Origin of the sequence: Paraburkholderia sp. USG1 (assembly GCF_031570135.1) — a bacterium.
Classification (GTDB): Bacteria; Pseudomonadota; Gammaproteobacteria; order Burkholderiales; family Burkholderiaceae; genus Paraburkholderia; species Paraburkholderia dioscoreae.
In genome coordinates, this window is record NZ_JAMWXW010000004.1 from 41,996 (window position 1) to 54,026 (window position 12,031).

Annotated in this window: 13 protein-coding genes; 7 read left to right on the top strand and 6 right to left on the bottom strand. The window is 64.3% G+C overall.

Annotated features, from left to right (window positions below; all coding sequences use genetic code 11):
• Nucleotides 1-22: 22 nt before the first annotated feature.
• The 3 genes from NE850_RS06630 to NE850_RS06640 form a co-directional block, all read right to left on the bottom strand.
• Nucleotides 23-1,042 carry a class I fructose-bisphosphate aldolase gene (locus tag NE850_RS06630; RefSeq protein WP_007177366.1) on the bottom strand — a complete coding sequence of 340 codons (1,020 nt, stop codon included), beginning with the start codon at nt 1,040-1,042 and terminating at the stop codon, nt 23-25.
• A 97-nt stretch (nt 1,043-1,139) separates the two neighbouring features.
• Entirely contained in the window at nt 1,140-1,559 is a 420-nt protein-coding gene (locus NE850_RS06635) for a secondary thiamine-phosphate synthase enzyme YjbQ (RefSeq protein ID WP_007177365.1), read from the bottom strand.
• A 102-nt stretch (nt 1,560-1,661) separates the two neighbouring features.
• Nucleotides 1,662-1,982, bottom strand: a complete 321-nt coding sequence (locus NE850_RS06640) for a thioredoxin family protein (protein ID WP_007177364.1) — start codon at nt 1,980-1,982, stop codon at nt 1,662-1,664.
• Between the two features lie 244 nt (nt 1,983-2,226).
• Here NE850_RS06640 and NE850_RS06645 point away from each other — a divergent pair, with 244 nt between their 5' ends.
• The 5 genes from NE850_RS06645 to NE850_RS06665 all read left to right on the top strand — a co-directional run bounded on the left by NE850_RS06645 (nt 2,227) and on the right by NE850_RS06665 (nt 6,922).
• On the top strand, nt 2,227-2,523 hold the full coding sequence (locus NE850_RS06645) for a DUF2628 domain-containing protein (RefSeq protein WP_007177363.1): 297 nt from the start codon (nt 2,227-2,229) through the stop codon (nt 2,521-2,523).
• Nucleotides 2,524-2,669: 146 nt separating this feature from the next.
• Entirely contained in the window at nt 2,670-3,275 is a 606-nt protein-coding gene (locus NE850_RS06650) for a hypothetical protein (RefSeq protein WP_165188426.1), read from the top strand.
• 172 nt (nt 3,276-3,447) lie between these two features.
• Nucleotides 3,448-4,770 carry a sugar efflux transporter gene (locus NE850_RS06655; protein ID WP_007177361.1) on the top strand — a complete coding sequence of 441 codons (1,323 nt, stop codon included), beginning with the start codon at nt 3,448-3,450 and terminating at the stop codon, nt 4,768-4,770.
• A 347-nt stretch (nt 4,771-5,117) separates the two neighbouring features.
• Nucleotides 5,118-6,215 (top strand): phosphogluconate dehydrogenase (NAD(+)-dependent, decarboxylating), encoded by a 1,098-nt coding sequence (gene gnd, locus NE850_RS06660; protein WP_268738027.1) that lies wholly within the window; start codon nt 5,118-5,120, stop codon nt 6,213-6,215.
• A gap of 14 nt (nt 6,216-6,229) precedes the next feature.
• Nucleotides 6,230-6,922, top strand: coding sequence for an HAD family hydrolase (locus tag NE850_RS06665; protein WP_007177359.1), 693 nt, complete (start codon nt 6,230-6,232; stop codon nt 6,920-6,922).
• 46 nt (nt 6,923-6,968) lie between these two features.
• Here the strand turns inward: NE850_RS06665 and NE850_RS06670 are convergent, their stop codons facing one another.
• Both NE850_RS06670 and NE850_RS06675 read right to left on the bottom strand, forming a co-directional pair.
• Nucleotides 6,969-7,505, bottom strand: a complete 537-nt coding sequence (locus NE850_RS06670) for an ankyrin repeat domain-containing protein (RefSeq protein WP_007177358.1) — start codon at nt 7,503-7,505, stop codon at nt 6,969-6,971.
• 124 nt (nt 7,506-7,629) lie between these two features.
• A complete protein-coding gene (locus NE850_RS06675; protein ID WP_007177357.1) occupies nt 7,630-7,755 on the bottom strand; it encodes a hypothetical protein in 126 nt (41 codons plus the stop codon).
• Nucleotides 7,756-8,156: 401 nt separating this feature from the next.
• On the opposite strand from NE850_RS06675, the gene NE850_RS06680 reads away from it, so the two are divergent.
• Entirely contained in the window at nt 8,157-10,550 is a 2,394-nt protein-coding gene (locus NE850_RS06680; protein WP_007177356.1) for a phosphoketolase, read from the top strand.
• A 13-nt stretch (nt 10,551-10,563) separates the two neighbouring features.
• Nucleotides 10,564-11,724, top strand: coding sequence for an acetate/propionate family kinase (locus NE850_RS06685; RefSeq protein WP_310698625.1), 1,161 nt, complete (start codon nt 10,564-10,566; stop codon nt 11,722-11,724).
• A gap of 2 nt (nt 11,725-11,726) precedes the next feature.
• On the opposite strand, the gene NE850_RS06690 is transcribed toward NE850_RS06685, so the two are convergent.
• A complete protein-coding gene (locus NE850_RS06690) occupies nt 11,727-11,987 on the bottom strand; it encodes a BON domain-containing protein (protein ID WP_310698553.1) in 261 nt (86 codons plus the stop codon).
• Between the last annotated feature and the right edge of the window lie 44 nt (nt 11,988-12,031).

Below are 12,031 nucleotides of genomic sequence, written 5' to 3' on the forward strand. Positions count from 1 at the left end.
ACGGACCCGTGCCGCGCCAGGGCTAGCTCTTTTCCTGCGCCGCCTCGTACTTGCCCAGGGCCGCGGCGCTATTCAGACGCGCACGCTTGAGCAACGCCTGCTGGGCCTGCCCGACATGGCTCGCCTGGCCCTTCCACGCTTGCAGCGGCGGTTCCTGCAACGCGCGTCCATATGAAAAGCTCAGATTCCACGGCAACGCGCCGAGACGATTCATGGCGTCGAGATTCGCCGTCGCCTCTTCAGGCGATTGGCCACCGGACAGAAACACGATGCCCGGCACCGCCGAGGGCACCGTGCGCTTGAGCACCCGCACGGTATAAGCGGCAATGTCGGAAGTCGACGACTGTTGCGCATGTTCGGACCCGGCGATCACCATGCTCGGCTTCAGCAGAATATGTTCGAGGACTACGCGATGCCGGTGCAGTGCATGGAACACCTCGTGGAGAACGGCTTCGGTGACTTCGGCGCTGCGCTCGATGGTGTGCTCGCCGTCCATCAGCACTTCGGGTTCGACGATCGGCACGATGCCGGCTTCCTGCGAGATCGCGGCGTAGCGCGCCAGTGAATCGGCATTCGCCTCGACCGCGAGACGGCTCGGCAGGCTCGCCGTGATGTTGTAGACCGCGCGCCATTTGGCGAAGCGCGCGCCTTGCCGTTTGTAATCGACGAAACGGCGGGCGAGTCCGTCGAGACCTTCGGTGATCTCGTCGCCCGGCGCGAGCGCGAGCGCGATCTTGCCGAGATCTACCTTGATGCCGGGCACGATGCCGTTTTTCGCGGCGAGTTGCGGGAACGGCGTGCCGTCGTCCGCTTTCTGGCCCAGCGTTTCTTCGTACAGGATCACGCCGCTCACGAATTCGCCGAGTCCGGGCGTGGTGAGCAGCAGGTTACGATAGGCGCGGCGGTTTTCCTCGCTCGATTCGAGGCCGATCGTCTTGAAGCGTTTGGCAATGGTCGGGCCGCTTTCGTCGGCGGCGAGAAGACCCTTGCCGGGTTGAACCATTGCCTTGATGGTGGCTTGCAGCTCGCTACGGGTGTCCATGAGGTGTGCTCCCTTTAATCCGGTTTGCGGATGAAATCTTGCAGCGAATCTCTGTCAACAACGCAATTCGAAACGTACTCTGCCGCGCACCGCGCCGTCATTCTCCGATCAGATGCAGCACGATATCCCGCTGCTGCGTATGACGGCGATGTTCGAACAGATACAGGCCTTGCCAGGTGCCGAGCACCATTTTTCCGTGTTCGACCGGCACCGACAATTGCACCTGCGTGAGTGCGGTGCGCAAATGGGCCGGCATGTCGTCCGGGCCTTCGGCGTCATGTTCGTAGCGCTCGGCGTCTTCGGGCGCGAGGCTCGCGAAGTAGCGTTCCAGATCGCGCTGCACGGAAGGGTCCGCGTTTTCCTGAATCAGCAACGACGCGGACGTATGGCGGCAGAACAGCGTCAGCAGGCCGGTTTCGACGGCTTGCGCGGCGACGAAGCGGCGCACGTCGTCGGTGAACTCGACCAGCCCGCGAGTGCGGGCCTTGACGCTCAGGTGGTGGATGGCTTGTCGCATCGTCGGTGTTCGGTGGGTCTTGCCTGCTCCGGCGTGGGGCGGTGCGGCGGTGCGTATGCTGCGCCGCATGCAATTTGAAATCAGCGCGACATCGGCATGACGTCAGAGCGATGCGAAAGCCTCCGTGATCTGCGTCGCGTTGGCCGGGCGCACCACGCGCGCGACTTCGGCGCCGTCGCGGATCAGGATCAGCGTTGGCCAGAGCTTGACCTTGAACGAGCGGCCGAGCGAACGGCCCGGGCCGTCTTCGATTTTCAGGTGCCTGACGTCCGCATGCGGTTCGAGCGCATTGGCAATCGATGCTTGCGCACCCTGGCAGTAGCCGCACCAGTCCGTGCCGAATTCGACGACGGTGGTGCCCGGCAAGGCGTCGAGTTCGGCTCGCGAGGGGGCGGTGGAAGAATAGGCGGTCTGCGTGGCCATGCGTGCTCCGAAGCGGTTTAACCTGTGCGGGCAGGGGTTGCGCTGCGCTCGCGTTCCCTGCGCGCGGATTTGCTAAGAGTAGCAGCTATGCCCGGGATCGTCAGGCAGCGCCGCGTCGGCCCATGTGCGGCGAAGCACGCGGCGGCGCGAATTTCACGCGAACGCATACGCCTGACGCGGATGGCGTGGTAAACATGGTCGGGTGCCGCGAGGCGGCGGCAAATCATCGTGTTCAGGAAGGGAAATGGGCGAAAGGATTTATCTGCGGTGTCCAGACAAGGACGAAACCGTCGCGGTGGCCACGGGCTTCAGTTGGGGCGCGCTGCTGCTGGGCTTTGTCTGGGCGTTGTCGAAGAAAATGTGGTTCGCCGCGTTCGTCATGCTGGCGGTCAATCTGCTGCTGTTCTGCTCGGGCCTGTGGGGCGAAACCGCCGACGTGATCGGCCTGGTGATCTCCGTGCTGTTCGGCATGGCCTGCGGCATTTACGGCAATCAGTGGCACCGCTGGACGCTGGAAAAACGCGGCTACGTCGTGGTGTGAGCGGTGCGGCAATGCGCGGCAGGCGGCCGCGCAGGAGCGAATATTGCTGGGCACAGGCCGCGCCTACGCGCGCCGAAGCGAATCAAACGAAGCGCGCCGTTGAACGCGCCGTCGAACATCGTCCCAACGCGTCATGGAGGCATGCCATGCCAGATGCAGTCGCCGCACGCAGTTCAGCCACGTTTTCTCTTCAGCTTCGCCGTTGTTTGCGCGGCCTGCTCGCCGCGTCGCTGGCCGTGTCGCTCGGCATCGCGCCGCTGGCACATGGTGCGGACCAGAGCTCTAACCCAGGCACCAACCCAGGCACTAACCCAGGCACTAACCCAGGCACCAACCCGGGCACCAACCCGGCCACTGCACCGGACCCGGCCGCGACCCGCGCGCCAGGTGCAGTGGCGGCCACAGCCCCCACGCCGGCCAATGCCCCCACACCGACCACACCGTCCGACGACACGTTCCTCCTCACCATCTTCCTGCGTCACGACGAATCCAAACCGCTGCCGAAAATCAACGACCAGTTGCGCGCGCAAGGGTTCTTCAAGACCTTTCCTCCACCCGGCATCGAAGTCGTGTCGTGGTACGTGATGATGGGCATCGGCCAGGTGGTCACGCTGCGCGTGCCGGCAAACCGTCTGCGCGAAGTCAACCGGGCGATCGAAACGACCGCGTGGGGCGGCTATCGCACCGAGTTCTATCCGACCTACGACTACAAGGCGCAAGCGCAGCAAATGCGCGCAACGGACGGCAAGTAGCGCGGTGCATGCCAACTGTTGCTAGCCAACGCTGAGCCTCACAATTTTGGGATGCGATGCCGTGGGTTTACGCGCCCACAAGCTAAGCCGATAATGCCCCGGTCGTTCCGGCCACGAAGTTTGCGGTGCGCATTGCGCGTCACAGGCTCGCTTTCCCTGACCCACCGCCCCCGTGTTGAAAACCTCACGTTTTTTCGATCTCCTGCGCATTCCCGGCTTCAAGCCGCTCGCCGCTGCGACCCTGATGCTCGGTGTGGCGATGTCGTTCACCGCTCCCTATCTTTCGCTGTTCGGCGTCGAGCGCGCCGGCATGACACCGTTCAGACTCGGGGTCTTCATGACGCTGATCGCGGCGAGCGGGGTGCTCGCCAGCACCTTCGCGGGCCGCTGGAGCGACGCGAGCGGACGGCATCGGCCTTTGCTGCTGGCCGCGCTGGCGGCGGCGGCGCTCGGCTATCTGTGTTTATGCGTGGTGCGTGACTACCGGCTGCTGCTGGTGGTCGGGATCGTCTTTATCGGCGCGGGCGGCTCGGCTATTTCAATGGTGTTCTCGTTCAGCCGCGCGGCGTTGCCGGTCGCCGACCCGGCGGAGCGCGTGTTCGCCAGTGCGACTTTGCGCACCATTCTGTCGGCCGCCTGGGTGTTCGGGCCGTCGGTGGGCGCGCTGGTGCTCGCCGCCAGCAGCTTCTACGGACTCTTTCTGTTTGCCGCCGCCAGTTTCGGCGCGTGCGCGACCATTGTCTGGCGCATGCGGGAGCCGCAGGGTCACCTGGGCGATCACACGGTGGAAGACACGGCGGCCGAGCCGTCGGCTTCGATCACGGTGCCGCCGCTGACCACGCCCGGTGAAGACGCGCACGAGGACTTGCCCGGCGTCGCCTCGGCCAACGACATCGGCCGCGCGGTGGCCGCGCTGACCTTGCTCGGCCTCGCCGCGAACGCGACGATGATCGTGTTGCCGCTCTACATCGTGCACGGCCTGAAGGGCACGCATCTGGACGTGTCGGTCATGCTCGGCCTCGGCGCCCTGATGGAAATTCCGATGATGCTCGCGCTCGGCGCGAAGTCGTCGGCGCTGCACAAGCCGAACTGGCTGGGCGCGTGTGCGGCGGTGCACGCGGTGTATTTCGCCGGCATGGCGCTCGCGGGCAACGTCCACGTGCTGATTCCGATGCAGATGCTCAACGCGTTCGTGGTCGCCGTGACCTCGTGTCTCGGCATGACCTATGTGCAGGATCTGATGCCGCATGCGCCGGGCCGCGCCACCGCGCTCTTCTTCAACGCGGCGCGGGTCGGCTCGATTCTCTCGGGCGTGTTGTCGGGTTTGCTGGTGCAGGCGTTCGGCTATCGCGGCACGTTCATGTTCTGCGGCTTGCTTGCGTTGTGCGCGTTGGTGCTGTTCGCCGTGCCGGGCGATCGTTATCCATTGATGTGGCAGGCCGTGAAGCGTTTTGCGCGTTCGCGATACGGCAAGCTCCAGGCAGGTCGGCGCTAGCGGCATAGCCCTGACTGCGAGACCCAAGTCCAGGTCGAAGTGTAAGAAGGCCGTTAGCCGAATCGAAGCCTGCCCGAGTGCGATGCCGCGCAACCGCACATACCAGGAACTTTACGCCGCGCAAAACCTCTGCAAAGAAGCGTATCGTCTTTCCATGCACGTGGCGGTGCCGCTTCGCCGCGTGAGCGATCCAGGATGACCGCCGTGCGCCCGGAGCATGCGAGAAAGACGCAGCGAAGGCGCAACGAAGACGCAACGAAGACGCAACGAAAGACGCAGCTACAATAAAAATGCAGTGACGCGCGATCCACGGCGCCGCTACCGAAACACTCAGCAAAAACGCAAAGATTGCCGCAGTACAACGAAGCAAATCGAGCAGCGCAACGAGGCACTTTCCGGAGCGAGATATGCAGCTAGGCATGATTGGATTGGGACGCATGGGCGCCGACATGGTGCGGCGTCTGACGAAGGGCGGTCAGCAATGTATCGCTTACGACGTGCAGCCGGCGGCGGTGGAGAAGCTGAAGCAGGACGGTGTCGCGGGCGCGGCGTCGCTGGAAGAGCTGGTCGCGCAACTCGACAAGCCGCGCGCCGTGTGGCTGATGGTGCCGGCCGCGGTGGTCGATGTGACGCTGGAAAAACTCGTGCCCCTGCTCGCGCCCGGCGATATCGTGATCGACGGCGGCAATTCCTACTATCACGACGACATCCGCCGCGGCGCCGAGCTGGCGAAACGCCAGCTTCACTATGTGGACGTCGGCACGAGCGGCGGCGTGGCGGGCCGCGAGCGCGGCTACTGTCTGATGATCGGCGGCGAGCCGGAGGTCGTGAAGCGGCTCGAACCGATTTTCTCGACGCTCGCGCCGGGCGCCGGCGCCGCGCCGGCCACGCCGGGCCGCGCCAGCGGCACTAGCACGGCGGATCAGGGCTTCCTGCACTGCGGGCCGCTGGGCGCGGGGCACTTCGTCAAGATGGTTCACAATGGCATCGAGTACGGCATGATGGCCGCGTACGCCGAAGGGCTGAACATTCTGCGCCACGCCAACGCCGGCAAGCACGCGCGCGAGGCCGACGCCGAGACAACGCCGCTGCGCCGCCCCGAGTTGTACCAGTACGAGCTGAATCTCGCCGACGTCACCGAGGTCTGGCGGCGCGGCAGCGTGATCGGATCGTGGCTGCTCGATCTGATTGCCGGCTCGCTCGTCAGCGACGCCGAGCTGAAGAACTACGCGGGGCGCGTATCCGACTCGGGCGAGGGGCGCTGGACCGTGGCCGCCGCCATCGACGAAGGTGTGCCCACGCCGGTGCTGAGCGCCGCGCTGTTTGCCCGCTTCAGTTCGCGCGGCGAGGCGGATTTTGCGAACCGGGTGCTGTCGGCCATGCGGCACGATTTCGGCGGCCATGTCGAAAAAGCGGCCACGCCGGCCGATGGACCGAAAGGCTGATTCAGGAGGCAGCGATGCAAGCCACTACCGCCACGCCGCATGACGTCGTGTTTCTGTTCGACTGCGACAACACCTTGCTGGACAACGACCATGTACTCGCGGATCTGCGCGCGCACATGATGCGCGAGTTCGGCGCGCAGAACAGCGCGCGGTATTGGGAAATCTTCGAGACCCTGCGCACGGAGCTCGGCTACGCCGACTACCTGGGCGCGCTGCAGCGGTATCGGCTGGAGCAGCCGCGCGATACGCGGCTGCTGTTGATGTCGTCGTTCCTGATCGATTATCCGTTTGCGAGCCGCCTGTATCCGGGCGCGCTGAATGCGTTGCGGCATCTGGGCGCGCGCGGTCCCACGGTCATCCTTTCGGACGGCGACGTGGTGTTCCAGCCGCGCAAGATTGCCCGCTCGGGGCTATGGGATGAAGTCGAAGGGCGGGTGCTGATCTACATCCACAAAGAACTGATGCTCGATCAGGTGATGGAGTGCTATCCCGCCCGCCACTATGTGATGGTGGACGACAAGCTGCGGATTCTTGCCGCCATGAAAAAAGCCTGGGGCGCCAGACTGACGACGGTGTTTCCCCGCCAGGGGCACTACGCGTTCGATCCGAAGGAGATCTCCAGCCATCCGCCGGCGGATGTGACAGTCGAGCGAATCGGCGATCTGGTGGAGATCGACGCGGAGTGGCTATTGGCGGAGAAACGCTAGGGTTGCTGGAAACGCCAGGGTTGCTGGCGGCGAGCCGCGCTCCGGTTCAGGAGCCGAGCTCCTTCAGGCGCGCTTGCGCATCGCCGGCGCCCATGCGGCCGGCTGCATCCATTGCCGTCACGCCGTTCGCGTCGCGGGCCTTCGGGTTCGCGCCGTGCGCGATCAGCAGTTCCATGATCGCCGTGCGATTGAACATGGCGGCGATCATCAACGCGGTGCGCCCGTCCGGCGACGCGCCTTCGACATCCGCACCATGCGCCAGCAAGGTTTCGATCACGGTATCGAAGCCCTTGAAGGCCGCGCCTGCAATCGGCGTCTGTCCGTTGTCGTTACGCAGATCAGGATCGGCGCCGCGTTCGAGCAGCGTGCGCACGGCGTCCGCGTGGCCGTGGTAGCTGGCCAGCATGACGAGACTGTCGCCCTTGTCGTTACGCAGATTCGGCGGCACGCCTTTTTCGATCACCGCCGCGAGCATGGCGGCATCGCCGCGCCGCGCGAGGTCGAAAACCTGCTGCGCCAGTTCGAGCAACTCCGGATCGATCGGCTGGCCGGAGGGCGGGGAAGTATCAGCGTGGTCCGTCAATGAAATCTCCTTGCAATCAACCCGTGCGCCTCACGTCTTGCAAAGGCGGGAGAAAACCCGCGAAGGCGCCGGCAAGATTGTTCAGGATACACAGTTTGCACCCGCCATGCCCGCCCGGCGGCGCTCAGCCGTGGCCGAACAGCTTGACCAGCAAGCCGAACACGCCGATCAGAACGGCGACACCCGCGAACAGCAGCACGAGTGCGATGACAAGGATCAACGGTGCTTTGAAGCGGCTGGGTGTCGGCATGATTCAACGGTAAGGGAGGGAGGCGGGCAACGGAGGATACGCCGGATGCGGTCCGCCGTCGCGCATGCAGCGTGACGAGCTTAAACGCATTCACTTAATATGCGCATAAGTCTAGCGTATGCGGCGCGAGGCCGAGTGCCCGCGAACTGGCAGATACGGGGTTGGCTCAAGCCGTGGACGATTGCGTCGAACCATGCGGCACACTTCCTGTCACACTCCGTGACGAGCGCCGGGTAGCGGCGCGAAATCCCGCTGCAACGGGCCTTTGCCGCTACGCTTTCGTGATGTCATCCGCATGACAGGATGGCCGGCCGCGCTGATTTTTTTGCGCCGGCCGTGTCACGAACCACCGCCGCCGCACCCGCCAACCCGCCTGACAGTCCTTTCCAAGGAGTGACGCCATGGCTGAAGCAACCTCCCGTCCCACGCCGCCGCAAGTCCTGGATGCCGATACGTTGCGCAACATGGATCGCTACTGGCGCGCCTGCAACTACCTCTCGGCCGGGATGATCTATCTGCGCGACAATCCGCTGCTGCGCGAACCGCTGAAACCCGAACACATCAAGAACCGTCTGCTGGGCCATTGGGGCTCGGACCCGGGGCAGAGTTTCCTGCTCGTGCATCTGAACCGGCTGATCAAAAAGCTCGATCTGAATGTGATCTACGTAGCCGGTCCCGGTCATGGCGCACCGGCTACGCTGGCCAATTGTTATCTCGAAGGCCACTACTCGGAAATCTATCCCGACCGCAGCGAAGACGAAGCCGGCATGCAGCGCTTCTTCCGGCAGTTCTCGTTTCCGGGCGGCATCGGTTCGCATTGCACGCCCGAGACGCCGGGCTCGATTCATGAAGGCGGCGAGCTCGGCTATAGCCTCTCGCATGGCTACGGCGCCGCGTTCGACAACCCGGACCTGATCGTCACCGTGATGATCGGCGACGGCGAAGCGGAAACCGGTCCGCTCGCCACCTCGTGGCACTCGAACAAATTCCTCAATCCGATCCGCGATGGCGCGGTGTTGCCGGTGCTGCACCTGAACGGCTACAAGATCGCCAATCCGACCATTCTCGCGCGCATTCCCCGCGAGGAGCTCGAAGCCTTGCTGACCGGTTACGGCCACAAGGCGTATTTCGTCGAGGGCGACGACCCCGCCGTCATGCATCAACAGATGGCGGCGACGCTCGAACAATGCATCGGCGAAATCCGCGCGATCCAGCAGCATGCGCGCGCGAACAACGACGCGACGCGCCCACGCTGGCCGATGATCGTGCTGCGTTCGCCGAAAGGCTGGACCGGCCCGAAGGAAGTCGACGGCCACAAGGTGGAAGGCTCGTGGCGCGCGCATCAGGTGCCGGTGCTCGATCCGGTGACCAATGGCAAGAGCCTGAAGCTGGTGGAAAACTGGATGCGCAGTTACGAGCCCGAGTCGCTGTTCGACGAAGCCGGGCGTCTCGTCGAAGAACTGCGCGAGCTCGCGCCGAAGGGTGCGCGCCGCATCAGCGCCAATCCGCATGCGAACGGCGGCTTGCTTTGCAAGACGCTCGACATGCCGGCGTTTGGCGATTACGCGGTGGCGGTGAAGAAACCGGGCGGCACGTACACGTCGCCGACCGAGGTGCTCGGCAAATTCCTGTGCGACGTGATGCGCCGGAACATGACGAACTTCCGCGTATTCGGTCCTGACGAAACCGCAAGCAACAAGCTGACCGCGATCTATGAAGCGTCGGAAAAAACCTGGCTCGCGCAAACCGAGCCGAGCGACGCGGACGGCGGCGATCTCGCGGTGGACGGCCGCGTGATGGAAATGCTCAGCGAGCATACGCTCGAAGGCTGGTTCGAAGGCTACGTGCTGACCGGCCGCCACGGCCTGTTCGCCACGTACGAAGCGTTCGTCCACGTGATCGATTCCATGTTCAACCAGCACGCCAAGTGGCTGGAGAAAGCCAAACGCGATCTCGGCTGGCGGCAGCCGGTGCCGTCGATCAATCTGCTGATCACCTCGCTCGTGTGGCGGCAGGATCACAACGGTTTCACGCATCAGGATCCCGGCTTTCTCGATGTGGTCACGAATAAAAGCCCGGACGTGGTGCGCATTTATCTGCCGCCCGATGCGAATTGCCTGCTGAGCGTCGCCGATCATTGTTTGCGCTCGCGCGACTACGTCAACGTGATCGTCGCCGACAAGCAGCCGCATCTGCAGTATCTCGACATGGACGCGGCGCTCACGCATTGCACCAAGGGCATCGGCATCTGGGACTGGGCGTCGACGGATCAGGGCGTGGAGCCGGACGTGGTGATCGCCAGCGCGGGCGACATCGCCACGATGGAGGCGCTCGCCGCCGTGCAGATTCTGAAGGAGCGTTTCGCCGATCTGAAGATCCGCTTTGTCAACGTGGTCGACCTGTTCCGGCTGATGCCCGAGCACGCGCATCCGCACGGGCTGTCCAACCGCGATTTCGATTCGTTGTTTACCGCGACCAAGCCGGTGATTTTCAATTTCCACTCGTATGCGTCGCTGGTTCACAAGCTGACCTATAACCGCACCAACCACGACAACCTGCATGTGCACGGCTATCACGAGAAGGGCAATATCAATACGCCGCTCGAACTGGCGATCATCAACCAGGTCGACCGCTTCTCGCTGGCGATCGATGTGATCGATCGCGTGCCGAAACTGCGCGGTGTCGGCGACCATGCGAAGGAATGGCTGCGCGGCCAGGTTATCGAACATCTCGCTTATGCGCATGCCGAGGGCATCGACCGGGAAGAAATCCGCAACTGGACGTGGAAAGGCTGAGCGAGGCATGACCATGCGCACTCAAGGCGGTGCAGAGGATCAAACGATTCTGGTGCTGAACAGCGGTTCGTCCTCGTTGAAGTTCGGGCTCTTCAGGCGCACGGGCGACGACGAATCCCTCCTGCTGGAAGGCAGCGCGGAAGGCATTGGACGCAGCGACGGCAGCTTGCGGATCAAGGCGCCCGATGGCCGCGTGCTGGTGCAGCAGGAGCACGAGCTGGAATCGCAGACCGATGCATTGCAAAAGCTCGCGCAGGTTCTCGCGCAACAGCACCATGCGCGGCCTTCGGCGGTGGGGCATCGGGTGGTGCACGGCGGACCGCGTCTGCGCGCGCATCAGCGGATTACCGCCGGGGTGCGCCGTCAGTTGCAGGACGCCGTGCACTTTGCGCCGCTGCATATTCCCCCCGCGCTTGCGCTGATCGACGAGGCAGAGACCATTTTCGCCGACGCGCCGCATTTTGCCTGCTTCGATACGGCGTTTCATGCCACGCTGCCGCCGCGTGCGGCGCAGCTTGCGTTGCCGCGCCGCTATGTGGAGGCCGGCGTGATGCGCTACGGTTTTCACGGGCTCTCATACGAATCGCTGGTGACGCGGCTCGGCGCCGACTTGCCGGCGCGCGCGGTGTTCGCGCACCTCGGCAACGGGTCGAGCGTATGCGCGCTACGCGACGGCCAATCGGTCGATACGTCGATGGGGCTGACCCCGACCGGCGGCGTGCCGATGGGCACACGCAGCGGCGATCTCGACCCCGGTGTGCTGCTGTATCTGATGCGCGTGGAAAAGCTCGATGCGGGCGCGTTGGAGACGCTGCTCAATCGCGAGAGCGGCCTCGCCGGCTACGCGGATGGCGAGAGCGATATGCAGGCGCTCGAAAAACGCGCCGCGGCGGGCGATACAAATGCGTCGCTGGCGCTCGATGCATTTGCCACAGCGGTGCGCAAGACGATCGGCGGCTATGCGGCGCTGCTGGGCGGAATCGATTTGCTGGTATTTACCGGCGGCATCGGCGAACACAGCCAGGAGATCCGGCGGCGCGTGTGCGACGGGCTCGCTTTCATGGGGCTAACGGAAGGCGATCCGGCGGGCAAGGTGAGGGCGATTCACACGGAAGAGGAAAAGCAGATCGCGAGGCATTGCCGCACGCTGTTGCGGCAAACGGATGCAGCCTGACTTCATTTGGGCTTGACGACGGTGTGATCCGAAACGCCGGTTACGCCGAACAGGCGGGTCACGTCTTCGAGTGCGGCGGTGCGTTGCTGATCGCGCTGCAGTTCGCCGCGTAGCGTGATGCGGCCGCGCGAGACGTGAACCTTTACGGCGTGTTCAGGGACCGCGGCGTCCCAGGCGAGACGCTGCGTCGCCTCCGCGGCGATCTGTGCATCGCTCAGGCGTGCGCTGTCCGCCTGGTGTTTCGCGGCGCGACCGTGTGGCATGCGTTCTCCACGGAAGTGATACGGATGGGAGAACACTAGCAGAA

Coding starts and splice junctions, on each gene's coding strand:
- NE850_RS06630 (WP_007177366.1), bottom strand. CDS start 1,042: ATGGACACCCGTAGCGAGCTGCAAGCCACCATCAAGGCAATGGTTCAA.
- NE850_RS06635 (WP_007177365.1), bottom strand. CDS start 1,559: ATGCGACAAGCCATCCACCACCTGAGCGTCAAGGCCCGCACTCGCGGG.
- NE850_RS06640 (WP_007177364.1), bottom strand. CDS start 1,982: ATGGCCACGCAGACCGCCTATTCTTCCACCGCCCCCTCGCGAGCCGAA.
- NE850_RS06645 (WP_007177363.1), top strand. CDS start 2,227: ATGGGCGAAAGGATTTATCTGCGGTGTCCAGACAAGGACGAAACCGTC.
- NE850_RS06650 (WP_165188426.1), top strand. CDS start 2,670: ATGCCAGATGCAGTCGCCGCACGCAGTTCAGCCACGTTTTCTCTTCAG.
- NE850_RS06665 (WP_007177359.1), top strand. CDS start 6,230: ATGCAAGCCACTACCGCCACGCCGCATGACGTCGTGTTTCTGTTCGAC.
- NE850_RS06675 (WP_007177357.1), bottom strand. CDS start 7,755: ATGCCGACACCCAGCCGCTTCAAAGCACCGTTGATCCTTGTCATCGCA.
- NE850_RS06680 (WP_007177356.1), top strand. CDS start 8,157: ATGGCTGAAGCAACCTCCCGTCCCACGCCGCCGCAAGTCCTGGATGCC.
- NE850_RS06685 (WP_310698625.1), top strand. CDS start 10,564: ATGCGCACTCAAGGCGGTGCAGAGGATCAAACGATTCTGGTGCTGAAC.
- NE850_RS06690 (WP_310698553.1), bottom strand. CDS start 11,987: ATGCCACACGGTCGCGCCGCGAAACACCAGGCGGACAGCGCACGCCTG.